The sequence below is a fragment of the Olsenella uli genome, assembly GCF_901212675.1.
Taxonomy (GTDB): domain Bacteria; phylum Actinomycetota; class Coriobacteriia; order Coriobacteriales; family Atopobiaceae; genus Parolsenella; species Parolsenella uli_B.
Map to the genome: position 1 here is coordinate 118,094 of NZ_CAAKOQ010000042.1, position 24,114 is coordinate 142,207.

Consider the following 24,114-nt stretch of genomic DNA (forward strand, 5'->3'; position numbering starts at 1 on the left):
TTACATTATCTTCTGAAACATATAGCGCACCTTGTCCAGGCGGCTGTTTGGACGGCGGGGCTGGATGACTGGCTTGCCGACAGCGGCCTGATACCCTTTCAGTTCTGTAAGGCATACGCTCTGCCCGTTGGTGTAAAAGGCCAGATCAGTACGGTATGCCTGTATACAGCGGGCGGGAATCTCGCCAGTAAAGACAACTTCATCCTTTTTTACCTGGACCGTTTCGATGGTGGCACAGTATTTCGGTGCATCATGATAAGCCCTGGAAAGATATTCCCGGGGCGCATAGAGGGTGAAGGAGAGATAAGGTTCCAGCAGTTGCGTCCCTGATTCCTTCAATGCCTGTTCCAATACAATCGGGGCCAATGAGCGGAAGTCCGCCGGCGTGCTGACCGGACTGTAATAAAGCCCGTATTCAAAGCAAATCTTACAGTCCGTTACGTTCCAGCCGAACAAGCCCTGCTCCAGCCCGTAACGGATACCATCCCTGACAGCGTTTTGAAAACTCTGGTTCAAGTATCCCAGCGAAACCCGGCTCTCGTATTGTACACCGGAGCCAAGCGGGAGTGGTGTAACAGACAGTCCGATGGATGCCCAAAACGGGTTGGGCGGCACCTCGATATGGATGGTGTGGCTGGCTGCTTTGAGCGGCCGCTCCATATAAATGACGGTGGGTTCCTTTACCACTGTTTCAAGCTTGTATTTTTCCGACAGCAAAGCGGAAACAACCTCCAACTGCACCCGGCCCAAAAAAGAAAGAATGATCTCATGGGTGATGGAATCCACCTCGCAGCGCAAAAGCGGGTCAGTATCCGCAAGTTGCGTAAGAGCGTCCAGCAGCCGTTCTCTTTGCGCTGCCGTTTTCGGCGCAATCGACGTCCGCAGCATGGGGAGGGGGTCCTCACGCCACCTTTTACGAGGGAGCCGGGTTGGGTCCCCTAATACATCGTTTAACCTCACGCTGTCGCTGGGAAGGATAACAATTTCACCCGGATAAGCGGTGTCTGTCCGAACAATTTCCCCTTTGGATGGAATACGCATCTCTGTGATTTTCAGCTTTTCTCTCCCGGCCAGGGCCACCGTATCCCGCAGGCGCAGCGTTCCGCTGTATAGCCGTAGATAGACACGCCGCTGGCCGCAATCTGTATACTCCACCTTGAAAACGCTGCCGCATAGGGCGGCGCTCCCCTGTTCCCCAATCGGTTGGAACAGCCCTGTCACCGCATCCATCAACGGTTGAATGCCAAGGCCCTTTTTGGCGCTGCCATAATAGACCGGGAACAGGGAGGCGTCTTGAACCCGCCGCTGTTCCTCCCGCACAAGTTTTTCCCGGCTGATTGGTTCTCCTGCGATATACTTTTCCAATAATTTATCGTTATTTTCGATGACCGCATCCCATGCTTCTATGTCGGTATTTTCCTCCAGGACTATTTCCGGGGACAGCGACACCGTCTGCTTGATGATAATATCGGCGGAGAGCTTATCCCGAACAGACTGAACCACGCTCTGCAAATCAACGCCAGCCTGGTCGATCTTGTTGATAAAGATAACGGTGGGAATGTTCATTTTCCGCAGGGCATGGAACAGAATACGGGTCTGGGCCTGCACGCCATCTTTAGCGGAGATCACCAAGATGGCCCCATCTAAAACAGCCAAAGAGCGGTACACCTCCGCCAAAAAATCCATGTGGCCGGGCGTATCCACAATGTTGACTTTACATCTGTGCCACTGGAAGGAAGTGACTGCCGCTTGAATGGTAATCCCACGCTGCCGCTCCAAAAACATGGTGTCCGTCCTCGTTGTCCCTTTTTCGACGCTCCCCGGTTCTGAAATGGCTCCGCTGGCATATAGCAGGCTCTCCGTCAAGGTCGTCTTTCCAGCGTCTACATGGGCAAGAATTCCAATATTGATTATTTTCATGTGATTGTCCTCCCTTTACTGCCCCGAAGGGCATAAAAATCCCCAGCAGTAAAATACTTTTACCACTGGGGATGATAATTTGCGGACATACACATATACAGCTTACACCTGTTTGTGAGTGCTGTTTTTGGGGATATGTCAAAATTGATAAGGCAAAAGTATTCTTAAATTGGGTACAAAAAACTAAGCCACTACAAAAGGGACTATCATAATCCTTTGTTCCCACTATTTGATTATAGTTTTATTTAAGAATACCTTGCCGCATATTTTTTACTCCTTTTCTGGGCTTGAATTATTATATCACATCAGTTTTAGGAAAACAAGTATCTAAAAGAAATTTTTCTTCCCCTTATATGTAACAATCATACCGGCTTCCTAACGTTCAGAATGGTTTCTACTGTCTGCTGCGGTGTTTGGTTGGAATTGTCCAGCCAAAAGCCGATCCGTGGTGTTGTCTGCATTTTACTAAATACAAATTCAATGTATACAGAAAGAAATATATAAGGAGTGGGAGGGATTCCGCCGTAGTCGGCATTGTAGGAAAATCCAAAAGTTTAGATTTTCTCAAAATGCTTATCTTTTGGTCTTTGGTTCGGAATAGTGTAGTGCTGGCGGTCTATCTATTGTTTTCGGTTGCTTGCTTCTTTACCGTACATGAGCATTTAAGCACGGGTGATATTGTGCTTGATTTTTTCTCAGGCTCAGCATCGACCGCCCATGCCATGTTCCTGCAGGAGCTCGGAAAAGATGATCGCTATCAGTTTATCCTTGTCCAGCTTCCAGAGCCTTGTGACCCGAAACGCGACGCCTACAAGGACGGGTATGAGACTCTCTGCGACATAGGCGAAGGACGCATTCGCCGCGCAGGCGACAAAATCAAAACCGAGCTCGAGGAATCCAACCGTCAACTCAAGCTTGGCGAGGGACCCAAGCAGCTTCCCGACATCGGCTTCCGTGTGTTCGAGCTCGATGAGTCCGGCATTGAGAAGCCCGAGCCCGGTCAGCTCCTCTTCGACGTGGTCAAGCCCGATCGCTCCGATATGGATATCGTCTTCGAGATGATGCTCAAATGGGGCCTCGAGCTCACGCTGCCCGTCGAGAAGTCTGAAGCCGCGGGCTATCCCATCTGGTCCGTCGCTTGCGACGAGCTCGTCTGCTGCATGTCCCGAGGCCTCACCATTGAGGCGCTCGAGGCCATCGCCGACATGGAGCCCAGGCGCGTTCTCATCCTCGATTCCGTCCTCGACGACACCCTCAAGCTCAACGCCGTGCAGATCTTCAAGCACGCCGGCGAGCGCATGGGCTGTGAGATCGAATTGAGGACGGTCTAGCATGGCGGCGCTCGAGTTCAAGTTCTCATCCGACCAGCAGCACCAGCTGGAGGCCATCGAAGCAACCTGCGACCTGTTCCGCGGACAACAATTTATTGGCAGCGTATTCTCCGCCGATTCCGGCCGCAAAGGCCAGACGGCAATCGGCGAGCTCATGGTCGGCCACGGCAACGAGCTTCGCGTGGCGCCGGGCCAGCTCCTCGACAACCTGCACGCCGTGCAGGAGGAGGGCTGCCTCCCGGCAACCGACGTCCTCACCGATGGGCGCCTGCGAGACTTCACCGTCGAGATGGAGACCGGCACCGGCAAGACCTACGTCTACATCCGCTCCATCTACGAGCTAAACCGCCGCTACGGCATCACCAAGTTCGTTATCGTCGTGCCGAACGTGGCCATCCGCGAGGGCGTCCTCAAGAGCCTCCAGACCACCCGCAGGCACTTCGAGACGCTCTACGACCGCACGCCGCTCGACTACTTCGTGTACGACTCGAAGGACATGGGGCCGGTGGGTAACTTCGCCACGTCTAGCTCCATCCAGGTCATGGTCATCAACATCGACGCGTTCAACAAGGGCCTCGAGAAGGATGGCACCGCGAAGGAGGGCAACCTCTTCCACCGTCCCAGCGAGAAGCTCACCGGCGGCTTCAGCCCTCGCGAGCTCGTGAGCGCCTGCAAGCCCGTCGTCATCATCGACGAGCCCCAGAGCGTCGACAACACCAAGCAGGCCAAGGCCGCCATCAAGAGCCTGAACCCGCTGTTCGTGCTGCGCTACTCGGCCACGCACAAGCAGGCCTACAACATGATCTACCGCCTCACGCCGGTCGACGCCTTCGAGCGCCACCTGGTGAAGGGCATCTGCGTGGACTCGATCAAGGCCGAGGCGAACCTCAACGGCGCGTACGTGAGGCTCGAGTCCGTCAAGTCCGACCCGTTCTCCGCCAAGGTGTCCATCGACGTGCGCCAGGCCGACGGCACGCAGAAGCGCAAGGCCGTCACGGTGAAGACCGGCAACGACCTCTACCAGAAGAGCGGCGAGAACAGCGACTACGAGAGCGGCTGGGTGGTCAACAACATCGGCGCCGCAGTGGGCGACGAGTTCATAGAGTTCCAGAACGGCGAGGTGCTCGAGCTCGGCGAGGCGCTGGGCGACGTCAACGAGGAGGTCGTCAAGCGCGCGCAGATCCGCCGCACCATCGAGGACCACCTGGCCCGCCAGTTCGAGCTGTGGCCGCGCGGCGTGAAGGTGCTCTCGCTCTTCTTCATCGACCGCGTCGACCGATACCGCGTCTACGAGCCCGAAGTCCACGGCGGCCTGTACGCCCTGATGTTTGAGGAGGAGTACGCAGGTGCCCTGAACTCGAAGGCGCCTCGTCGCATCGCAAAGGCGGCGGGGATCGGCAAGGGCACGTGGCTCGAGTGCTACGAAGCCGTCGGCGCCCCGCTGGTGCGCGACCCCCACGCCGTGCACCAGGGATACTTCGCCAAGGACAAGAAGGGCAAGTTCAAGGACTCCAAGGGAGCCGCCGGCACCGCCGACGACGCCGGGGCCTTCGAGCTCATCATGCAGAAGAAGGAGACGCTCATCTCCTTCCCGGACGGCAAGGACGCGGACAAGGACGTCTCTTTCGTCTTCAGCCACTCCGCGCTCAAGGAGGGCTGGGACAACCCCAACGTGTTCCAGATCTGCACGCTCGTCGAGACAAAGGACAACCTGACCAAGCGCCAGAAGATCGGCCGCGGTCTGCGCCTGTGCGTGAACCAGGATGGCGAGCGCCTGTACGACCCAGAGGCGAACGTGCTCACCGTCATCGCGAACGAGAGCTACGACGACTTCGCCAACGGCCTGCAGAAGGAGCTTGAGGCTGAGGACTTCAAGTTCGGCGTCATCACTCCGGAGAGCTTCACGAAGGTCACGGTCAAGGGCGATGATGGCGTCGAGGAGCGCCTGGGCTACGAGAAGTCCAAGCAGGTCTACGACCACCTCGTCGCGACCGGCATGGTCGACGACAAGGGCGCGGTGACGCCCGAGCTGAAGGCGGCCGCCGAGGAGGGCAAGGTCGAGCTCCCCGCCGAGCTCGAGCCTGCCAAGGAGCAGGTCGAGGCGATCATCATCCACAAGTCCCAGAGGGTCCAGATCCGTGACAAGGCCAAGGAGGTCTCGGTCGAGCTGCAGAAGGACGTCACGCTCGACCCTGCGTTCCAGGCCCTGTGGGACCGCATCCGCCAGCGCACGCGCTTCCAGGTCGAGGTCGACTCCGGCAAGCTCATCGAACATGCCATCGAAGCTGTCGACGGCATGCTCGCCGTGCGCCCGCCCCAGGTGACGAGCGAGCGTGCCTCGCTGGGCATCGACGACGCGGGCGTGAGCGCCGAGGGCACGGGCACCTCCGTGGTGTCCGTTTCGGGAAAGGTGAAATACGACCTTCCCGACCCGATCGCAGAGCTGCAGGACGCCGTCGGGCTCACCCGCGGCACCATCAAGGCGATCCTCGAGGGCTGCAGCCGCCTCGACGAGTTCGAGATCGACCCCGCGACCTTCCTCGCGCAGGTCGGCGACAAGATCAACCGCGTGAAGAACGACCTCATCGCCCAGGGCATCAAGTACGTGCGCCTTCCCGAGGACGAGTGGTACACCATGCGCGACCTCGAGCTTGACGACTACACGGCCTACCTTGGGCAGAACGCGTGGAAGCCGGACATGACGAGCAAGAGCCTGTACAACTACGTGGTCTACGACTCGGCGGGGGTCGAGCGCTCCTTTGCCGAGGCTCTAGACAAGCAGGAGGAGGTTCTCGTGTTCGCGAAATTGCCCTCGGCGTTCAAGATCGACACGCCGCTCGGCAGTTACAACCCCGACTGGGCGTACGTCGAGGAGGCCGACGGCGAGCGCCGCGTGTACTTCGTGACCGAGACCAAGGGCGGCAAGAACGGCGAGCCCGCCCTGCGCGACGCGGAGAAGATCAAGATCGGCTGCGCCAAGAAGCACTTCGAGGCGCTGGACCTCGGAAACGACTTCCATTACAACGTGCGCACGACCTACCAATACGAGGCGGTGAAGGCTTAGGATGTCGAAGCTGCCCGGAAAGATGACGCGAAAGCAGCACTGGGTGCCGCGGTTCTACCTGCGCCATTTCGCGGATTCCTCCGGGCAGCTTCATGCCTACAGCAGACAGAAGGGCTCCTTCTTCCGCACGAATTGCGAGAACCTTTGCAGCATGCGCGATCTTTATGAGGTCGAGCATGCCGATGCGACAGGCGATGCGACAGACAGATTCTATGCGCAGAACCTCATCGAGGTTAAGCTATCTGAGCTCGAGAGCCGCATCGCGCCGCTTTACGATCGCTTTTTGGAACGCCAGAAAGAAGACCAGTGCGAAGACGAAGGGTATTCTGATGGGAAAGCCGCCGTTTGCGAGCTGGCAGCAAATATCATCGTCCGGCACCCTATCAGTATGCGCGTCGACAAGAAATGGTCACGCGAGACTGCCGAAGAGCTGCTCAGAAACGTTCATCTGACACCCTATGAGCTCGGCTTGCTCGATTGGTCGGATTGGCGCGGGGATTCCCAAGCGGTGGTCGAGCTTGCCGCCGCCGCAACCATGCTCTTCTCCAACGATGATATTGTGCCAGTTAACCGTATTCGAAAGGCTTTTTTTGAGAAGAGCTTCTCCATCCTTAGGGCACCCGTCGGCTCAGGGTTCGTTACGACGTCGATGCCTATGTTCATCATCGGGCCCGAGGACGACTCGTACGATTTTCATCTCGCGTATATGCCGTTGAGCAGTGAGTATGCTGCGGTCTTTTCAGATGACCCTCTATTTCCGCCGTTTGCGAGACTCGGTTTTTCGGGCGTCGAGTTCATGAACCGACTTCTTCTGCTTAACTGCGAGCATTGGGATGTCGCCATATCGAGGGGAAGCGGCCCGCTCGAGCACGCGGTACGCGATTGAAGTCAAGCGAACAGTGCCGAATTCATGCACGAGATGTTCACGCGCGACGGCAGGGAGCTATCCCTCGACACAGTGATCTACGACCGCTCGAAGAAGAAGGGGCAGACGATGATCGATACCATCGACCGTGGCTGCCTCGAGGGCGGCTGCCTTGATGACGAGGACCTGCGCATCATCTTCGAGCACCTTCTGGGGAGAAGACGGCAAGGACCGGGAACATTAAAGGGTCAAGCAGCGTATTGATAAAATTGACCCCGCCAGCAATAACCGCAAAGGATAGATAGGGCTTTAAGGATGGATGCAGGAAAAGCAACGATAAGCGGCGTGTTCAACGGATCGCGCCTGCTCGAAATACCTTTTTACCAAAGGGCGTACGTCTGGGGAGAAGAGCAATGGGAGCGTTTCCTCGGCGACATGGAGTTCGTCACGGCCTCGAAGCGGCCCTATTTCCTGGGCTCCATCATCCTGAAGCAGGCCTCCTCCGGCAACACCTGGTCCGAGGTCTCCGAGGTTCGCACCGTCATCGACGGCCAGCAGCGACTCACGACCATGGTCATCTTCTTCAAGGCACTCTGTGCAAAAAACGGCACCAACAATTTGTTTGAGCGAGATTTCGTCCTGGAGACCGGCGATGTCGCCTTGCGGCACGGCAAGTACGACCGGCAGGATTTCGAAAAGGTCGTCAGCGCCACGGGCTGCGAACCCCTCGAGGGCTCCTCGGCCATCGTCCTTGCCTACAACTACTTCCTCAAGAATATCGACCCGGAGAAGGTCGACAGGAACACGATCAAGTCGAACGTCCAGTTCGTCTGCATCGATCTTACCGAGGGCGAGGACGAGCAGCAGATATTCGACACCATCAACTCGCTCGGGGTGCGCCTGACGACGGCGGAGCTCCTTAAGAACTACTTCTTCAACCGCGAGAACGAGCAGGCGTTCAAGGAGTGCTGGGAAGACGTCTTCGAGCCCACGGCTGAGAAGAGGGAGTATTGGGAGCAGGAGATCGTTACCGGGCGCATCAAGCGCACGCTCGTCGACCTCTTCTTCGACGCGTTCCTCCAGATTCTGGTCCAGGACAAGAGGCGTGGCGTCACGACCGAGGACAAGCTCTTCTATTCGCGTACTTCGAACCTCTTCCAGTCCTACAAGGATTTCATCGGCAGGTACTGCAACGGCGACAAGGTCGAGATTCTCGACAACATGAAGGCGTATGCCGAGGCGTTCGAGTCCACATTCGACCCTGGCTACTGCGACGCGGACATCCCCTCCGCTTCCGGCGTCGAGCGCCTGAACGTGCTGATATTCGGCCTCAAGAACTCGACGCTCATCCCGTACGTGCTCTACGTTCGAAAGAACGCGGAGTCTTCGAGCGAGGAATCTAAGATCTACGCCCTGCTTGAGAGCTACATCGTCCGCCGAATGCTGGTTCAGGCGACCACGAAGAACTACAACAGGCTGTTCACCTCGCTGATCTTGAACGAGGTGAAGGACGCGGAGGCGCTGAGGGAGGCTCTCGAAGCCAATGACGAGGCGACGACGTACATGCCCGGCGACGCCGAGGTTCGAGCGGCATTCGAGGAATCGTGTCTGTACAACCTCCAGTCCAAGGGCGTCCTCTATCTGCTGGAAAGCGCCATTCGTCCGGGCATGAGCAGCACGGCCCTGCTCGGGTTCAACCAGTACACCCTCGAGCACATGATGCCCAAGAAGTGGCGCAACAAATGGGGAGCCCTCGACGATGAGGCTGCCACGCGAAGGGACCGGAAGCTCCTCACGCTCGGCAACCTCGCCATCATCACGCATTCGCTCAACGCCTCCATCCGCGATGCCGATTGGCCCACCAAGAAGCAGGGAAAGGGATACAAGGACGGCCTTGCCCTCTGCGCCGCCGGCCTTGCGACCATGGCCGGCGCCCTAGAGAAGGAGTCTTGGAACGAGGGCGATATCGCCGATCGCGCCGAATGGCTTGCGGGCAGGGGTTGGGGGTCTGGCGCTAGGCCCTACCTGCGTCCCATCTCGAAGATGCTTGCGGTGTCGGAACCCGCATCGATGACGGATGGAACCGGCTCTTCCAAAAACGTAGTTCGTGGCGATGTCTCTTCCGTCGGCGCGTCAAGAGGCTCGCCGAGCGCTAGGAAGAACCTCATCACGTGCTCAATTCTCTGTTGCAGGGACTCGCTCAGCTCGCCGTAGGAGGCCGCCAGCCGCACCTCCTTGGCCAATTCCGCCATCGAGTCCCTCAGTGCCTTCTGCACGCTCACGGAGGGCCTCACCTCGACCTGGGTATCGGTGAGCTTGGCGATGATGTAGTCCTGCCTGTTCATGCCGCTCCAGGCTGCCATCTCGCATATGAGCTTGCGCTCCTCGGGCGTGCAGCGGAACGCCATCGTCTTGCTGCGCTTGCGGGCGCTGTTCTCGCACGGCATCCTTCTTACCCCCTCGCCCCGTCGAGCGCGGCGGCCATCTCGTCCTGCTTCGTGGGGAACAGGTGCGCGTAGCGGTAGGTGATGTCCACCGCCTCGTGGCCCATGCGCTCGGCGATGGCCAGCGCGGAGAAGCCCATCTCTATCAGCAGGCTCACATGGCTGTGGCGTATGTCGTGTATGCGGATGCGCTTCACGCCCGACGCCTTGCACCCGCGCTCCATCTCGTGGGCCAGGAAGTGCTTGGTCACGGCGAACAGGCGCTCGTCGGGGGCGACGTCGTCGCGCATCTCGATGAAGTCCGCCATCTCGTCGCGCAGGAAGGCGGGCATGACGATCGTGCGCACGGACTTGGGCGTCTTGGGGTCGGTCACGGTGTCAACGCCGTTGAGGCTCTGGTACGACTTGTTGATGCGCAGCCGCGAGCTCTCCAGCATGAAGTCGGACGGCGTGAGCGCCAGGAGCTCGCCGCAGCGTATGCCCGTCCAGTAAAGCAGCTCGAAGGCGTGGAATGAGAGAGGCTTGTCCATGACGGCCTCGCTGAACCTCAGGTACTCGTCCTTGGTCCAGAACTGCATCTCGCCGCCCTTCTTCGAGCCTATCTTGTCGACCCTGCGCACCGGGTTGTCGCTGAGGCCGTAGTAGCGCTCGGCGTGGTTGAAGATGGCGTTGAGCTGGTTGTTCACTGTGCGCAGGTACGTCGGTGCCCAGGGCTTCCCGTCGGCGTCCCGGTGCTCGGTGAGCTCGTTTTGCCACCTGATGACGTCGATCGGCCTCACGTCGCACATGCGCATGTCCCCGAAGAACGGCACCGGCTTGTCGTTGATGATGTATTCCTTAGTCATCCACGCGTGCTTGAGTATTTGCTCGCATGAGCACCGCTAATTATTGCGAGTCAGCACCAGCGCTATTGCGGTTCGGCACCGGTGTCAACAACGTCTTGGCACACAACAGCTAGCGAGATGACTCGATTCGCCCGATCAGGCCGTTGGCCCATGCCACGGCGTCGTCGGCGGTTGGCAGGACGTCGAGCCCGTCTGCCTGGGCGGCGTACAGTGAATCCCAGCCCTCGCCCTTCTCGATCGTCGGCGGCCATTCCTGCTCCTGGCGGTACGCGAAGAGCCTGGCGCACACCGCCCTCGTCTCTGCGTAGTCAACCGTTCCGCCCGATACCGCGATCTGCAGGTCTATCAAATCGTGAGCGCGCTCGCTGCCGGGGCTGCTCGCGGCGTGGAGCTTCTGGGCGATCTGGTGCTCGAGCCTCATGCACGGGACCGGACCGGGCTCGGGGAAGCCGAGGGCCCTCATCACGGCGGCGGCTTCGGGCGACGAGACCATGTCGGGGTTGTCGGCGTCGCCGATCTCGTTGTGGCCGACCTCGAGCGGAAGCGTCATCCACGACTTGCCGTTGTAGGCGATCTTGATCTCGAACGGGCGCATGACGTACGCGGCTGGAACGCCTTTCGGGGAGGCGGGTTCCCTCGGAACGACGACCCCCGTGAATCCGCACCATCCCATGGCGAGCGCGTCTTCCAACCGCGCGATGTAGTCGCCCAGGGAGGATGCCCTGGCGGTGTCGAGGTCCCGCGAGAAGCGCGTGGCGTCTTTCCCGAAGCGGATCTTCAGGGCGTTCCCGCCCTTTGCCGCCCCGTCGGGCAGCATCTGCCCGACGATCGCGGTTGCGAGCAGCCTTTTGACGCGGCCCGGCTCGTCTCCCGCGCTCGCGCAGAGCCTGTCGATGGCCATGTCGAGGTTGCGTCTGCTATTTGGCCTCTTGGCTTCCTTCATGGCAGCTCCCTCATCAGGTTCTCGTATTCGCCGGAGGTGACGAGCCCCTCGGCGTGCGCGCGTCTCGCCGCTTCCGCAAGGCGCTCGCCCATGACGGACCCCTCGCACGCCTTGATGGCATCGGCGACGCGCTGGGAGGGTATGCCCTCGTAGAACGTCGTCGATGCGCCTTTGGGCGCGGACACGGTCTTTACCCAGTCGGGCAGCTTGCGTCGCACGCGCCTCGGCGTCGCCACGAACATCGAGCGCGGGTCGACGAGGGCGAGCCCGTGCATGGACAGCACGGACTCGCCCCACAGGTAGCTCCCGTCACCCACGAGCGCCACGGCCTCGGCGAAGGCGTCGAGGTGAGTCGGGACCCAGCGGGCAACCTTGTACACCCCGTGCCCGCGGCGAACCAGCCTCCCGTCGGCGCACCACCTTCTCATCTCGCCTGTAGTCACGCCCGCCTCCCGCGCTTGAGAGGCCGTCACGATGCCGTAGCCGTCGGCTGCAATTTCGTATATCTCGTCAAAATGTTTCATGTCAAAAGTCTAACATTTTTGTATGCTTTTTGACATAAAGAGACGGTTCCATGGCCTTTTTCCGTCAAGTCCCCGTTTGCCGCAGGGCTCGTTCTCGACATCGAGCTCTTCATTCCCCCAGCAACACCTTCTTGCTCGCCTTCATTCAAAGCTGGCTTGCAGCACCTAAATAGAGGGCACGAATCGGATACCTCGGCCCTCCGCGCCCGCTTCGGGGCGGGAATCGTAGCCAGCAGTTTTTCGCCTTGCGCCACCGCAGTTCAGAAGGCATATGCCTCGGCCATGTAAGACGAACGCCGCAGCTGGTGGTGGAGGGACCGCAGATGCGATCCGCAAGCAAGTCGCAACGAGCGAGCCGGTCGGCGGAAGGGACTATATTCATAAGGGCCGAGAGCGTCTGATCAGATCGAGAGGATCCTCTCGAAGAACCCGAACCATCCCGACAGAGCCCTGCTTGAACGGCTGCGAAACGATCTCGCTGATGCTCTTGGAGGTGTTTAGATCGAAAGAATCGGAATTGAATGAGGGGCTGCTAGGCTCATTCCCCGAAATCAAGTCCGAGTTTGAGAGCTACGTCTCGTGGCAGGACGGCATGGAGACGGGTGCCTTCCTCACCTACGGGGACGTCTTCCGGTCCCATGTCGAGCGTGCCCTGACGACCGGGGATTCGGTCTTCCACGAGAGGACGGCCGACTTCATTGAGAACCTCTTCCTCACGGGCGACGATTACGCGACGAGCGTCGTGTACGTGGGGGTCCTCGAGGGGCTGAAGGCGGACTGCGACAACGAAAAGGTCCGCGCGTTCCTCAAGCCAGTCACCCGCAAGCAGTTCGAGGAGCTCGTATATTAGCCGGCCGGCGTGCCGCCGAGAGGCGAATAGCCGCAGGCGCCAGTAGGGGCGGTCGGGAATTAACGAACCGTTTTCCGAGGTAGGCATGCAATAAGAAAGCCTCCGAACCAGAGGCCCGAGGCCGTTATTCCCACTATTTCGTTGGCGGCTTTGCCCCGCGGCGATGCCGAAACAGCATCAGGCGGCACTCGGCGGCGCCAGAACTCGAGTCCGGAAGCCAGTTCCCGCTATTCCCACTCGGCCGCGCCGACGGGCTTCGGGGTCAGGTCGTAGCAGACGCGGCAGATGCCGGGGACCCCGGCCGTGACGCAAGCGGTGATGCGCTTGAGCAGCGCCCCGTCGAGCTCGGGGACCTCGGCCGTCATGACGTCGACGATGTTGATGCAACGGATGATGCAGGGCCAGTCATAGGCGCGCTTGCCCTCGCGCACGCCGGTTGCGCGGAAGTCGGGCACGACGGCAAAGTACTGCCAGATGGTGAGTCCTGCGTTGTCGATCTCCTCACGGACAATGGCGTCCGCCTCGCGGAGCGCCTCGAGGCGGTCGCGGGTGATGGCGCCGAGGCAGCGGACGCCCAGGCCGGGGCCGGGGGAACGGCTGGCGCTCGACCATGCTCTCGGGCAGGCCGAGCTCGCGGCCGACGACGCGGACCTCCTCCTTAAAGAGCAGCTTGACGGGCTCGCAGAGCTCGAACTGCATGTCTTCGGGCAGGCCACCGACGTTGCGGTGGGCCTTCACGCCGTCCTGGGGCTCGAGGATGTCGGGGTAGATGGTGCCCTGGGCGAGGAAGCTGACCTCGTCGCCAACCTTGCGGGCCTCTTCCTCGAACACGCGGATGAACTCGGCGCCGATGATCTTGCGCTTGGCCTCGGACTCGACAACGTCGACGAGCTTGCCGAGGAAGCGATTGATGGCGTCGAAGTAGACCAGGTTGGTGTCCATCTGGTTCTTGAAGACGTCGACAACCTGCTCGGCGATGAACGCCCGGGCGAGCTCGGGAGGTGGTGATGCGTACCATGTCGTCGGGACGCTTGTTGGGATCCACGCAGGGCTCCTTCCGTTTTTTGGGGGGGGGTGTGCTCTGACGTGCACCGCGCGAATGTCGCGACACCTCATTATATGCAGGGAGTATCCCGGTCCCCACGCGCTATCCGCAAGTTTTTGCCCCACGCCGCAATGCGCGCGCGGGCGCTCGCGTTCGTGGCCACGTTGTGTGTGCCGGCGCCTCGTTGGCCGCCATGTTTTGCGTGCTGCTGCTCATCGTGCACCACGTTCTGCGTGCAGGCGTCCGCCGTCCGCCATGTTCTGCATGTCGAATATGTTGAGAGCCACGTTTTGCATGTTAGTTGACCGAAAAAAGCGTAACTCCCGGCGCTCGATGCGGCCGCGCTGCCGTACGCCCGCCACACCGGCGGCACCGCGATCCGAGGGGACCGCCAGCGAGAGCCTCGGGGCAGACGTGGCCGAAGCATGCACCGGTGGAGACGTCGGAGAAGCGCACGTCGTAGACCATACCGACGCTCCACCCAAACATATTCAAAAATGAAACCCCAGCTCAACTGGTGTTTCCTTTACGGCTCGATGCCCTCGTTGATGGCGTCTGCGATAGCCTTGCGGTCGTCGGAGGGGCGCAGGAGGTTCTTGAACTCCTCGCGCATAAGGAGCACGGCGGTCTTGGACAGCAGCCTGACGTGGGTCGTGCCGACCTCGGAATCGGGAACGAGCAACGCCAGCGCGATGTCGACGGGCTTGTTGTCGAAGCTCGGCCAATCGAGGGCGCGGTCGTTCTTGAAGACGATGACGGCGGCGTGGTCGATGGCGACGCTCTTTGCGTGGGGCACGGCGAAGCCGTCGGTCATGCCCGTCTCACCCATGTCCTCGCGCTCGAGAAACGCCTGGTAAACTGCGTCAGGGTCGGCGGTGATGCCCAGCTCACCCGCACGGTCGGCGAGGAAGCGGAGAACCTCCTCCCGGCTTTGCACGCTCTGGCCAACAAAAACGTTCTCTTCCTTCACGAAGTCGCTCATGGGACTCTCCCCTCTGTGAATACTCACAACGTTTGATCCAACGCCCCGGACCGCACGGCCCGGACCTTACTGCAGTTTGCTCGCGAGCAGGACGCTCGCCACGCCGAACGCGGTCATTATCCCCAGAACCGGGAGCAACGACGCGCAGGCGCCGTGCAGCATCCCGGCTCCAAAGGACCCCACGAGCGACGCGAAGACGCTGTAGGTGTTCACCACGGCCATGTTCTGGGCCATGTTTGCCTGTCCCCACTCGGTGCGGGACACGAACGGCATGGTGACCACGGCGGCGCCCCAGCTCATGCCGGTAAGAAAGCAGGCTACGGCCTGGACGGCCAGGCCGCCGGTAAGAAGCGACGCGATCATGACGAGCGGCGCCACGGTGCCGTCGCAGCCAATGATCCGCATGGTCTTGCGACGGCCGAGCCGCTCGAGGGCGACGCCGCACGAGAGCCGACCGACGCCGCTTCCCACGTTAACGAAACCGATGACCACAGTCGCGGCGAGGTCGCTCGCGTCGAGCGACAGGGGCAGCTCGCGCCCGATGCCGGTAATGCCCATGCCAATGCTTCCAAGCATGAACAAGAAGGCGTAGAGCAGCCAAAACGTCGATGTGCGCAGCATCTGCGGCGACGATACGAAGCGATCATCGGAGGCGTCAGATGCGACCTTCCCCGCGTCGCCCACGCGCGCCGCGAGACCTGCCGCCTCATCGTCGGCAGGGGCCTTGAGCACAAGGGCGCTCCCGGCCACGAGCGCGGCGAAGGCGACGGCAAAGCCCATGAGCGTCGCCCGCCACGGGAACATCAAGTAGAGCTGCGTGGCGAGAGGCCCCAGGGCGAACCCACCCGCGCCAAAGCCCATGAGGCAGACGCCCTGGGCAAACCCGCACTTGTCGGGAAACCACGAGGTCACCGTAGGGATCACCACGTTGTAGACCCAGCCGATCCCGAAACTCGCGACAACGCCGTAGGAGGCGTGGACCGCAAAGAGCGCCGAGGCGCCCGAGGCGAGCGCGGTCCCCAAAAAGCCCGCGGCGAGCATGGCCGCGCCGGCAAGAAGGGCGACCACGTTCTTCTTTGCGCGGACAAGCGGGCCCACGGCGAGGCTGCCCAGCGTGAACGAGCAGACAGACAGCGCAAATACGAGCGTCATCTGCGCGACGGACCAACCGAACTCGACCTTGAGCGGCGCGAGCAGCACAGAGTAGGCGTAGATCAGGCCCAGGAACAGCAGCAGCGCCGTGGAGACTGCCAAAAGGCAATGTCGCTTCTTGTCGAGCATCATCTTCCTTAGTCGCCGTGCCCGGGGCGGGCGCAGGCGCGGTCGCTGGTCGGTCGCGGGCTGGAACAAGCGACGGGGCGCGCGGCTCGGGAGGGCGCCGCATACCCCGTCGGCTTATACAGGCTTTAGGGCCTAGCGGGCGGCCTTGAGGATGTTCTCGATGTCCTCAACGTAGAGGAACTTGAAGGCGCCGGCGTGGTCGCCGCCGCGGGCGTCGACGGCACCCTGGGCCATCTCGTGGATCTGTTCATCTGTCGGATCGATGCCGAGCTCAGAGAGGCTGGTGGGCAGGTTGATGGAGTGGCACCACTCGTTCCAGGCCTCGATGCCGCGCAGGCCGGTCTCCTTGGGGTCGTGGAAGTTGTTCTGGACGCCCCAGACGTTGACGGCGAACTGGGCGAAGCGCTCGGGGTCGACGTCGATGACGTACTTGGCCCAGCTGGACCAGATGGCGGTCAGGCCGGCGCCGTGGGCGACGTCGAACATGGCGCCGATCTCGTGCTCGATGGCGTGGCAGGCGAAGTCGCCGACGCGGCCGAGGCCGGTGAGTCCGTCGTGGGACTTGGCGCCGGCCAGCAGGAGGTTGGCGCGGGCGGCGTAGTTCGTCGGGTTGGCGAGCGCCTCGGGCACGAAGGTCTTGACGGTGCGCATGAGGCCCTCGGCCAGCTCGTCGGAGAGCTCGACGTGCTGCTCGGTGGTGAAGTAGCGCTCCATGGTGTGCATCATGATGTCGGCGCCGGGAGCCGCGGTCTGGAACGCAGGCAGCGAGTAGGTGAGCTCGGGGTTCATGATCGCGAACAGCGGGCGGGCGCACTCGTGGTTGTAGGAGCGCTTGAGCATGGCCTCGCCCATGGTGTCGATGTTGATGACGGTGGAGTTTGAGGTCTCGGAGCCGGTGCCGGCCAGGGTCGAGATGGCGCCGATCTTTGCAATCTTATCGGTGCTCACCTTGCCGAGGAAGAGGTCCTCGAGCTCGAAGTCGTTGGCAAGGCCGTAGGCGATCGCCTTGGAGGAGTCGATGGCCGAGCCGCCGCCGATGGCGAGGACGAAGTCGACGCCCTCCTTCTTGCAGAGCTCGACGCCCTCCTTGACGAGCGAGAGGCGCGGGTTGGGGACGACGCCGTCCATCTCGATGTACTCAATGCCCTCGGCAGCAAGGCCGCGCTCGATGCGCTCGAGCAGGCCGGTGGTGCGCACGTAGTCGCCACCCCAGTGAATCAGGGCCTTGTGGCCGCCGAACTCCTTGATGAGACGCCCGGCCTCCTCCTCGGTGCCCTTGCCGAAGACCATCTTGGTGGGAACGAGATACTCGAAGTTGACCATTGCTGGTGTTTCCTTTCGTTTGCGGGTGACTGAATCAGAACTACGCGGGAGCCGTTACTCCTTGGTGAAGTACATCGAAATGCCCTGGCCGCCGCCGATGCACATGGAGACCATGGCGTCCTGATTCTCAGGGTGACGCTCGGCGAGCTCGTAGGCGCACTTGATGGCGAGGATGGTGCCGGTGGCGCCAATCGGGTGGCCGATGGAGATGCCGCCGCCGTAGATGTTGACCTTCTCGGGGTCGAGACCGAGGTCGCGAGAGACCGCAAAGGCCTGGGAGGCGAAGGCCTCGTTGATCTCGAAGAAGTCGATGGCGGTCAGGTCGAGGTCGAGCTTCTCGGCGAGCTTCTTGGAGGAGAAGTACGGGGAGTAGCCCATGAGGGAGGCCTCGTAGCCGGCGACGGCGAAGTCGCGGATGCAGACCATGGGGGTGCAGCCGAGCTCCTCGGCCTTGGCGCGGGTCATGATGACCACCGCGGCAGCGGCGTCGTTGAGCGAGGAGGAGTTGGCGGCGGTGACGGTGCCGGTGCCGTCGGTGACGAAGCAGGGTTTCAGGCGAGCGAGGCTCTCGGCGGTCACGCCCTCGCGCGGGTTCTCGTCGGTGTCGAAGACGGTGACGGCGCCCTTGCGGCCGTTGATCTCGACGGGAACGATCTCGTCCTTGAACACACCCTCGGCAACCGCCTTGCAGGCGCGCTGCTGGGACTGGGCGGCGAAGGCGTCCTGCTCCTCGCGGGTGACGTTGAACTTCTTTGCGACGTTCTCGGCGGTGATACCGTTGTGGGACATGTCGAGAGGCCAGGTGAGGATGTCAACCACGCCGTCCTCGAACTGCTTGTGGCCCATGCGGGCGCCCCAGCGGGCGGAGGGCACGTAGTACGGGAGCTGCGAGAGGGACTCGGAGCCGCCGGCAACGACGACCTCGGACTGACCGCACTTGATCTCCATGATGCCGTCGGCGATGGACTGCAGGCCCGAGCCGCACTGGCGGTTGACGGAGTAGGCACAGGTCTCGTTGGGCAGGCCGGCCTTCAGGCTGATGGCGCGGGCGACGAAGCCGTTGGGGCCCCAGGAGCCGACCTGGCCGATGATGCACTCGTCGACGACAGCCGGGTCGATGCCGGCGCGCTTGACGGCCTCGGCGACGACGATGGAGCCCATGTCGATGGCCGAGAGGGTCTTGAGGCTGCCGCCGAACTTGGCGACGGCGGTGCGGGCGCCCGAGACGATGACGATGTCGTCGGGCCTGTTCTCGAACTTGCGGTTGCTCATGGCAATGCTCCTTTGCGGGAGTGGCTGGATGTCAGGGGCCGTGGGGCGCGCGGGTGGGTCTGGGTCGCTACTCGGAGTAGTCGTAGAAGCCCTTTCCGGTCTTGCGACCGAGGTTGCCGGCGTCGATGAGCTCCTTGAACACGGGGGCCGGGCGGTAGAGTTCATCGTGGTCGAAGCCCTCATAGAGGTTCATGAGCGAGGCATAGACGACGTCGATGCCGGAGAAGTCCATGAGCTCGCAGGGGCCCATGGGGTGGTTGCAGGCGAGCTTCATGGCCGTGTCGACGTCCTTGGCAGAGACGCCCTCGGAGACGAGCCATGCGCCCATGTTCTCGTAGGGGTTGATGACGCGGTTGACGATGAAGCCCGGGGTGTTGGGGGCGTCGACGGAGACCTTGCCGAGGGCGTCGGCAAACTCGTGGGTCTTGGCGGCGGCCTCGTCGGAAGTCTTCTCGCCGCGGATGATCTCGACGAGCTTCATGACCGGGGCGGGATAGAAGAAGTGCATGCCGAGGACGGACTCGGGGCGCTTGGTGGAGGCGGCGATCTCGTCGATGCTGATGCCGGAGGTGTTGGTCAGCAGCACGGCGTCATCGTCGGCGTACTTGTCGATCTTCTGGAAGGTGGACTGCTTGAAGTCGAGGCGCTCGGGGACGGCCTCGATAACGAACTTGGCGCCGGCGAGCTCGGAGTAGTCGGTGCTATACGAGAGACGGTCGAGGATGGCCTGGCGCTCCTCGGCGGTCATCTTGTTCTTGTCGACCTTCTTCTGGAGGAGCTTGCCGACGAGGGACCCGGCCTTGTCGAGCGGCTCCTGGGCAATGTCGATGTTGACGACGGTGAAGCTGGCCTGGGCGCACGTCTGGGCGATGCCGCCGCCCATAAGACCGCTACCGATGACCGCTACCTTGATTGCATCCATTTCGGTTCCTTTCGAACGATGTGCCTGAACTGCGGTTGGTTTAAAACGTGCAACCCAGATGCCGAGGCTTCTTGTCGGACCCGGGGTAATCTACTGCGAAGTGAGACGGGAGGCTGTCCCCTCGTCCTATTCGAAGTCGGCAAGAAGGCTGGAGGGGCCGTCCTGGTTGAACAGCGAAGCGTCCATGAGCTTGAGGTCGTCGGCGATGATGGGCGCGAAGTCCATCATGTCGAGGACCTGGGCCTGAAGGTCGATGCCGGGGGCGATCTCGACCAGCTTGACGCCCTCGGGAACGAGCTCGAAGACCGCGCGCTCGGTGATGACGACCACGCGTTGGTCCTTCTTGCGGGCAGCCGGGCCGTTGAACGACAGCTGGCCGACGCGGGAGACCATCTTCTTGATGGCGCCCTCCTGCAGGATGGTGAGCTTACCGTCCTCGAAGGAGTACTTGGCGCCCTTGGCGGTGAAGGTGCCGAGGAAGACGACGGTCTTGGCGTTCTGTGTGATGTCGACGAAGCCACCGGCGCCGGCGCAGCGCGGGCCCATCTTCGTGGAGTTGACGTTGCCCTCGCCGTCGAGCTCGCCCATGCCCATGTAGGTCACGTCGACGCCCGCGCCGTCGTAGTAGTCGAACTGCTCGGGGTGGCTGACCATGGCAAGCAGATTCTGGCCGATGCCAAAGTCGATGCTGCCCAGCTGGACGCCACCGTAGATGCCGCTCTCGACGGTGATCATGACCTTGTCCGAGAGGCCCTCCTCGGCGCAGACGCGGCCGACCATGTCGTTGGGGATGCCGGTGCCCAGGTTGACGACGCAGCCGGGGTAGAGTTCCTTACAGCCGCGTCGGGCGATGAACTTGCGCTCGTTGAAGGGCGCGGGCTCGACGGCGGACTGCGGGACGCGCAGCTTACCCACGTAGGAGGGGTCAAAGTAGATCGAGGAGGTCATGCGGTGGTCCTCCTCGGGGTTGGGGCAGATGACGACCTCGTCGATGAAGACGCCCGGGACGATGACGTCCTTGGGATTGATGGTGCCGGTCTCGGCGACCTCGCGGACCTGGGCGACGACCTTGCCGCCGTAGCGCTTAGTGGCGAGAACCGCGTTGAAGACCTCGAGCTTCATGGCCTCGTCGGTGGTGGTGAGGTTGCCCATCTCGTCGCAGACGGTGCCGCGGATGAGGCACACGTCGATCGGCACCTCGTGGTAGAACATGTACTCCTCACCGTGGATGGTGATGATCTCGGAGATGTCGGGGAGGGGCTTGGTGCGGTCGTTCATTTTGCCGCCCTCGACGCGCGGGTCGATGAAGGTGCCCAGGCCAACCTTGCTCATCTTGCCGGGAAGGCCGCAGGCCATCGAGCGGTAGAGCTGCGCGATCTGGCCCTGGGGCAGGCAATACGCCTCGACCTGGTTGTTGGCGATCATGTCCATCCAGCGCGGCTGGAGGCCCCAGTGGGAGCCAATGATGCGAGTAACGAGGCTCTCGTGCGCGAGGTGCTGGATGCCGCGTTGGCGGTCGGACTGGCCGCAGGAGTGCAGCAGCGTGAGGTTCTTGGGGTGTCCGGTGGTAAGGAAGCGCTCCTCGATAGCCTTGAGGTTGGACTCTGAGGCCGAGACGAGCGTCATACCGATGGTGCAGATGGTCTGCCCGTCCTCGATGCCTTCCGCGACCTGCTGCGGGGTGACGAAGTTTGCCTTGAGGGACTTACCTGCCATGCTCGTGGTTTCCTTCCTGGGTCGATTGCTTGCCGAGGGTTGCGAGGACCTCATCGCGGACGGCGGCCCTGTTGGGCTTATCGCCCCTCGTCTGGGGAATCTTGTCCACGAAGGCGAAGGCGACGGGAATCTTGAAGTGGGCAATCCGGGACGCGAGCGCCTCCCGGATCTCGGCGGAGGTGATCTGGGAGCCGGCGGTGCGCACGACGACGGCGACGGGAACCTCGCCGTAGAGCTTGTCGGGCAGGCCGGCCACACATGCCTCGGCCACGTCATCAAGCTCGCAGAGGACCTCCTCGAGCGCCGAGCACCAGACCTTCTCGCCGCCGCGGTTGATCATGTCCTTCTTGCGGTCGACGATCCAGACCATGCCCTCCTCGTTCGCGTAGGCGAGGTCGCCGGTGCGCAGCCAGCCGTCGGACTCGATCTCGCCGCCATCGTGGCGGAAGTAACTGCTGGTCACACATGCGCCGCGCAGGAGCAGCTCGCCGGTCTGACCGCAGGCCGCCTCGGTGCCGTCCTCGCCGACGATCTTCGCGTCCACGCCGGGAACCGGCTTGCCGGTGGCGCCGGCGTAGACGGAAGTCGGCGAGTCGAGCGGAAAGAGCAGCGCCGGACTCGCGGTCTCGGTCATGCCGTAGACCACCTGGAAGGTGGCCGTGGGCATCCACTCGTGGAACCGGCGCATCGTTGACACGGGCTCGTAGCTCGAGCCGGAAAGCATGCAGCGCACCGAGGGCAGCGAGGGGAACTCGTCGCGCAGAGACACGAGCTCGGCGAACGACGTCGGCGATCCATGCAGGTAGGTAATCCGGTCGTCACGCACGCAGGTGAGCACGCGCCTCGCGTCAAAGAGGCGATGGAGGTAGGTCATCGCACCCACGTAGACGAACTGGGCAAGAAGCGCGATGAGCCCCGTCACGTGGTAGATGGGGAGCGGGATGAGGCAGCGGTCTGAGGGGGTGGTGCCCATGAGCCGCTGGTAGACCATCGTGGCGTGCACGACGTTGCGGTTGGAGAGCACGACGCCCTTGGCGCTCGAGGTGGTCCCGCTGGTGAACATCATGATCGAGGCGTCCTCGGGGCCGCCGCGCGGCTCGCACACGGGCGCAAAGCCCTGCGCCTGCGGAAACCCGAAGCCCTTATTGCAGCTGGTCGCGACCACGGTCTCGGAGGGGCGCACGCGCAGGCTCTGCCTCCACGACTGGAACTCTTCGCCAATGACGAGCGCCTTCAGGTCTGCCGCGCTCACGATGGCGGCGACCTCCGGCACGCGGTACTTGGTGGGGATCGGCACGCAGGTGCAGCCTGCCTTCGAGATCGCGTAGAGCGCGACGGCGAACTCGGCGTCAGCGTGCATCAGCAGGCCCACGCGGTCGCCAGGGCGGACGTTGGCGTTGGCGCACAGGTAACCGGCAAGGTCGTCAGCGTGGCTCTTGAGCTCGGAGAACGTGGTTCTGTGGCCCCAGTCGTCGACGATGGCGATGGCATTGGGCGTCCTTGCGGCGGTGGCGGCGAGCTGCGCGTAGAGCGTGGGCTCCATGGCGTCGAAGGTGTACACGTCGTGGCCGCCCGCGTCCACGAAAGACATGCCCTGCTGGACAGATAAGTTCCAACAGGAAGCACCGCTAATCATCGCGTCACCCCAGACCCTTGCCGATGGAAAGAAGCGCGAACGTGCGCTGGGCGGCCAGGCGGAAGTTCGCCTCCGCCGCCGCGAGGACCTCTTCGATCGAGGAGACGTCAACCACCGTGGGAACGAGCGCACCGACACCGCAGCCGAAAAGCTCGGTGGCGTCGGCGTTCATGCCCCCGACCACGGCGACGCAGGGTACGCCCGCCGCGCGGCAGCGCGCGGCGACACCCGAGACGACCTTGCCGTGGGCGGACTGGGAGTCGGCGTGGCCCTCCCCGGTGACGCACAGGTCGCAGCCGACGAGTGCCTCGTCGAAGCCCACGAGGTCGAGCACGCGGTCAACGCCACCTACGACCTCGGCATCGAGAAAGAGTCGCGCGGCCGCGCCGAGGCCACCGGCGGCTCCCATGCCCGCCTGGCCCGAGACGTCCACGCCGAAGGTGTCCGCGAGGACGGTAGCGAAGCTTGCCATGCCCGCCTCGAGCTCATCGGCGCACTCGGGATCGGCACCCTTCTGGGGACCGAAGGTGTAGGTGGCGCCGCGGGACCCGACGAGCGGGTTGTCGACGTCGCACATCACGTGGAAGCTCGTCTTTGCAACGCGCTCGTCCACGCCGGAAAGGTCGATGCGGCGAACGCGCGCGAGGTCAGCGCCCACACCCTCGAGCTCCTCTCCCGACTCGCCCACGAAGCGCGCACCGAGAGCCCGCATGGCACCCATGCCGCAGTCGTTGGTGGCCGAGCCGCCGATGGCGAGCGTAATGTCGCGCACGCCGCGGACGAGGACGTCGGCAATGAGCTCGCCGGTGCCGTAGGTGCTGGTACGAAGCGGGTTCCTCTCCGCGAGCGAGAGCAGGGGCAGCCCGGAGGCGGCGGCCATCTCGATGACCGCGAGGCCGCCCGGCAAAAGCCCGTAGCTCGCCTCGACGGGGCGCCCCAGCGGATCCGCGACGATAAGCGTCACGCGCTCGCCGCCGAGGGAGGCCACCAGGGCGTCGACCGTGCCCTCCCCGCCATCGGCGGCCTCCAAGGAGGAGAAGGCCGCGTTCGGGAAGAAGGCCGCGGCCTCCTCGGCCAGAAGCTCAGCGGAGCGAGCCGAGGAGATGGTGCCCTTGAATGAGTCGCATGCGAAGAGGAACCGCGTCATTGGA

At 62.3% G+C, this 24,114-nt stretch carries 20 protein-coding genes and 2 pseudogenes; 6 read left to right on the forward strand and 16 right to left on the reverse strand.

The features are described from left to right. Entirely contained in the window at positions 1 to 1,920 is a 1,920-nt protein-coding gene (gene tet(W) / locus EFAMC1_RS07065; protein ID WP_000691721.1) for a tetracycline resistance ribosomal protection protein Tet(W), read from the reverse strand. 605 nt (positions 1,921 to 2,525) lie between these two features. Here tet(W) and EFAMC1_RS07070 point away from each other — a divergent pair. Genes EFAMC1_RS07070 through EFAMC1_RS07090 form a run of 5 tightly spaced genes read left to right on the forward strand, consistent with a single transcriptional unit; the run spans position 2,526 to position 9,394 of the window. Further along, complete coding sequence (locus EFAMC1_RS07070) at positions 2,526 to 3,251, forward strand: hypothetical protein (RefSeq protein ID WP_197702167.1); 726 nt, start codon at positions 2,526 to 2,528, stop codon at positions 3,249 to 3,251. Position 3,252: 1 nt separating this feature from the next. Further along, a complete protein-coding gene (locus tag EFAMC1_RS07075) occupies positions 3,253 to 6,315 on the forward strand; it encodes a type III restriction-modification system endonuclease (protein ID WP_154053595.1) in 3,063 nt (1,020 codons plus the stop codon). 1 nt (position 6,316) lies between these two features. After that, complete coding sequence (locus tag EFAMC1_RS07080) at positions 6,317 to 7,201, forward strand: DUF4238 domain-containing protein (RefSeq protein ID WP_022349656.1); 885 nt, start codon at positions 6,317 to 6,319, stop codon at positions 7,199 to 7,201. A gap of 24 nt (positions 7,202 to 7,225) precedes the next feature. Continuing rightward, positions 7,226 to 7,444, forward strand: coding sequence for a hypothetical protein (locus EFAMC1_RS07085; protein ID WP_022349657.1), 219 nt, complete (start codon positions 7,226 to 7,228; stop codon positions 7,442 to 7,444). Positions 7,445 to 7,495: 51 nt separating this feature from the next. Continuing rightward, positions 7,496 to 9,394 carry a DUF262 domain-containing protein gene (locus EFAMC1_RS07090; protein ID WP_261981817.1) on the forward strand — a complete coding sequence of 633 codons (1,899 nt, stop codon included), beginning with the start codon at positions 7,496 to 7,498 and terminating at the stop codon, positions 9,392 to 9,394. A gap of 56 nt (positions 9,395 to 9,450) precedes the next feature. On the opposite strand, the pseudogene EFAMC1_RS11470 reads toward EFAMC1_RS07090, so the two are convergent. From EFAMC1_RS11470 to EFAMC1_RS07105, 4 genes and pseudogenes are all read right to left on the reverse strand, one after another. Then, positions 9,451 to 9,627 (reverse strand): annotated as a pseudogene (locus EFAMC1_RS11470) (plasmid mobilization protein); the annotation flags it as partial. 5 nt (positions 9,628 to 9,632) lie between these two features. Further along, positions 9,633 to 10,469 carry a tyrosine-type recombinase/integrase gene (locus EFAMC1_RS07095; RefSeq protein WP_261981818.1) on the reverse strand — a complete coding sequence of 279 codons (837 nt, stop codon included), beginning with the start codon at positions 10,467 to 10,469 and terminating at the stop codon, positions 9,633 to 9,635. Between the two features lie 109 nt (positions 10,470 to 10,578). Then, positions 10,579 to 11,412: a nucleotidyl transferase AbiEii/AbiGii toxin family protein gene (locus EFAMC1_RS07100; protein ID WP_154053596.1), complete on the reverse strand. Its 834-nt coding sequence runs from the start codon at positions 11,410 to 11,412 to the stop codon at positions 10,579 to 10,581. Next, complete coding sequence (locus tag EFAMC1_RS07105; protein WP_154053597.1) at positions 11,409 to 11,936, reverse strand: type IV toxin-antitoxin system AbiEi family antitoxin domain-containing protein; 528 nt, start codon at positions 11,934 to 11,936, stop codon at positions 11,409 to 11,411. The genes EFAMC1_RS07100 and EFAMC1_RS07105 overlap by 4 nt, the downstream gene beginning before the upstream one ends. A gap of 481 nt (positions 11,937 to 12,417) precedes the next feature. Here EFAMC1_RS07105 and EFAMC1_RS07110 point away from each other — a divergent pair, with 481 nt between their 5' ends. Then, positions 12,418 to 12,786, forward strand: a complete 369-nt coding sequence (locus tag EFAMC1_RS07110) for a hypothetical protein (RefSeq protein ID WP_154053598.1) — start codon at positions 12,418 to 12,420, stop codon at positions 12,784 to 12,786. A 227-nt stretch (positions 12,787 to 13,013) separates the two neighbouring features. Here the strand turns inward: EFAMC1_RS07110 and EFAMC1_RS11235 are convergent, their stop codons facing one another. The 11 genes and pseudogenes from EFAMC1_RS11235 to EFAMC1_RS07160 form a co-directional block, all read right to left on the reverse strand. Continuing rightward, the gene (locus EFAMC1_RS11235; protein ID WP_261981819.1) at positions 13,014 to 13,241 is read right to left on the reverse strand and encodes a hypothetical protein; all 228 of its coding nucleotides are present in this window, start codon (positions 13,239 to 13,241) and stop codon (positions 13,014 to 13,016) included. 46 nt (positions 13,242 to 13,287) lie between these two features. Continuing rightward, on the reverse strand, positions 13,288 to 13,728 hold the full coding sequence (locus EFAMC1_RS11240; protein WP_261981820.1) for a hypothetical protein: 441 nt from the start codon (positions 13,726 to 13,728) through the stop codon (positions 13,288 to 13,290). 481 nt (positions 13,729 to 14,209) lie between these two features. Then, positions 14,210 to 14,326: pseudogene (locus EFAMC1_RS11475) on the reverse strand (dihydroxy-acid dehydratase); the annotation flags it as partial. Positions 14,327 to 14,357: 31 nt separating this feature from the next. Beyond that, positions 14,358 to 14,813: a fructose PTS transporter subunit IIA gene (locus EFAMC1_RS07125; protein ID WP_154053599.1), complete on the reverse strand. Its 456-nt coding sequence runs from the start codon at positions 14,811 to 14,813 to the stop codon at positions 14,358 to 14,360. Between the two features lie 66 nt (positions 14,814 to 14,879). After that, the gene (locus EFAMC1_RS07130; RefSeq protein ID WP_187324597.1) at positions 14,880 to 16,094 is read right to left on the reverse strand and encodes an MFS transporter; all 1,215 of its coding nucleotides are present in this window, start codon (positions 16,092 to 16,094) and stop codon (positions 14,880 to 14,882) included. A 132-nt stretch (positions 16,095 to 16,226) separates the two neighbouring features. After that, entirely contained in the window at positions 16,227 to 17,417 is a 1,191-nt protein-coding gene (locus EFAMC1_RS07135; RefSeq protein WP_154053601.1) for an iron-containing alcohol dehydrogenase, read from the reverse strand. A gap of 54 nt (positions 17,418 to 17,471) precedes the next feature. Continuing rightward, positions 17,472 to 18,689, reverse strand: a complete 1,218-nt coding sequence (locus EFAMC1_RS07140) for a thiolase family protein (RefSeq protein ID WP_154053602.1) — start codon at positions 18,687 to 18,689, stop codon at positions 17,472 to 17,474. Positions 18,690 to 18,756: 67 nt separating this feature from the next. Beyond that, a complete protein-coding gene (locus EFAMC1_RS07145) occupies positions 18,757 to 19,611 on the reverse strand; it encodes a 3-hydroxyacyl-CoA dehydrogenase family protein (RefSeq protein WP_154053603.1) in 855 nt (284 codons plus the stop codon). Positions 19,612 to 19,737: 126 nt separating this feature from the next. Beyond that, a complete protein-coding gene (locus EFAMC1_RS07150) occupies positions 19,738 to 21,327 on the reverse strand; it encodes an acyl CoA:acetate/3-ketoacid CoA transferase (RefSeq protein WP_154053604.1) in 1,590 nt (529 codons plus the stop codon). Further along, positions 21,317 to 22,918, reverse strand: a complete 1,602-nt coding sequence (locus EFAMC1_RS07155) for a class I adenylate-forming enzyme family protein (protein ID WP_187324598.1) — start codon at positions 22,916 to 22,918, stop codon at positions 21,317 to 21,319. The genes EFAMC1_RS07150 and EFAMC1_RS07155 overlap by 11 nt, the downstream gene beginning before the upstream one ends. 49 nt (positions 22,919 to 22,967) lie before the next feature. After that, positions 22,968 to 24,110: a glycerate kinase gene (locus EFAMC1_RS07160; protein WP_154053606.1), complete on the reverse strand. Its 1,143-nt coding sequence runs from the start codon at positions 24,108 to 24,110 to the stop codon at positions 22,968 to 22,970. Between the last annotated feature and the right edge of the window lie 4 nt (positions 24,111 to 24,114).

What these genes read in the sequence shown, in the direction of transcription:
- EFAMC1_RS07075 (WP_154053595.1), top strand. Translation starts at nt 3,253, where the DNA reads ATGGCGGCGCTCGAGTTCAAGTTCTCATCCGACCAGCAGCACCAGCTG.
- EFAMC1_RS07080 (WP_022349656.1), top strand. Translation starts at nt 6,317, where the DNA reads ATGTCGAAGCTGCCCGGAAAGATGACGCGAAAGCAGCACTGGGTGCCG.
- EFAMC1_RS07085 (WP_022349657.1), top strand. Translation starts at nt 7,226, where the DNA reads ATGCACGAGATGTTCACGCGCGACGGCAGGGAGCTATCCCTCGACACA.
- EFAMC1_RS07090 (WP_261981817.1), top strand. Translation starts at nt 7,496, where the DNA reads ATGGATGCAGGAAAAGCAACGATAAGCGGCGTGTTCAACGGATCGCGC.
- EFAMC1_RS07095 (WP_261981818.1), bottom strand. Translation starts at nt 10,469, where the DNA reads ATGACTAAGGAATACATCATCAACGACAAGCCGGTGCCGTTCTTCGGG.
- EFAMC1_RS07100 (WP_154053596.1), bottom strand. Translation starts at nt 11,412, where the DNA reads ATGAAGGAAGCCAAGAGGCCAAATAGCAGACGCAACCTCGACATGGCC.
- EFAMC1_RS07105 (WP_154053597.1), bottom strand. Translation starts at nt 11,936, where the DNA reads ATGAAACATTTTGACGAGATATACGAAATTGCAGCCGACGGCTACGGC.
- EFAMC1_RS07110 (WP_154053598.1), top strand. Translation starts at nt 12,418, where the DNA reads ATGCTCTTGGAGGTGTTTAGATCGAAAGAATCGGAATTGAATGAGGGG.
- EFAMC1_RS11240 (WP_261981820.1), bottom strand. Translation starts at nt 13,728, where the DNA reads ATGGACACCAACCTGGTCTACTTCGACGCCATCAATCGCTTCCTCGGC.
- EFAMC1_RS07125 (WP_154053599.1), bottom strand. Translation starts at nt 14,813, where the DNA reads ATGAGCGACTTCGTGAAGGAAGAGAACGTTTTTGTTGGCCAGAGCGTG.
- EFAMC1_RS07130 (WP_187324597.1), bottom strand. Translation starts at nt 16,094, where the DNA reads ATGCTCGACAAGAAGCGACATTGCCTTTTGGCAGTCTCCACGGCGCTG.
- EFAMC1_RS07135 (WP_154053601.1), bottom strand. Translation starts at nt 17,417, where the DNA reads ATGGTCAACTTCGAGTATCTCGTTCCCACCAAGATGGTCTTCGGCAAG.
- EFAMC1_RS07140 (WP_154053602.1), bottom strand. Translation starts at nt 18,689, where the DNA reads ATGAGCAACCGCAAGTTCGAGAACAGGCCCGACGACATCGTCATCGTC.
- EFAMC1_RS07145 (WP_154053603.1), bottom strand. Translation starts at nt 19,611, where the DNA reads ATGGATGCAATCAAGGTAGCGGTCATCGGTAGCGGTCTTATGGGCGGC.
- EFAMC1_RS07150 (WP_154053604.1), bottom strand. Translation starts at nt 21,327, where the DNA reads ATGGCAGGTAAGTCCCTCAAGGCAAACTTCGTCACCCCGCAGCAGGTC.
- EFAMC1_RS07155 (WP_187324598.1), bottom strand. Translation starts at nt 22,918, where the DNA reads ATGTCTTTCGTGGACGCGGGCGGCCACGACGTGTACACCTTCGACGCC.
- EFAMC1_RS07160 (WP_154053606.1), bottom strand. Translation starts at nt 24,110, where the DNA reads ATGACGCGGTTCCTCTTCGCATGCGACTCATTCAAGGGCACCATCTCC.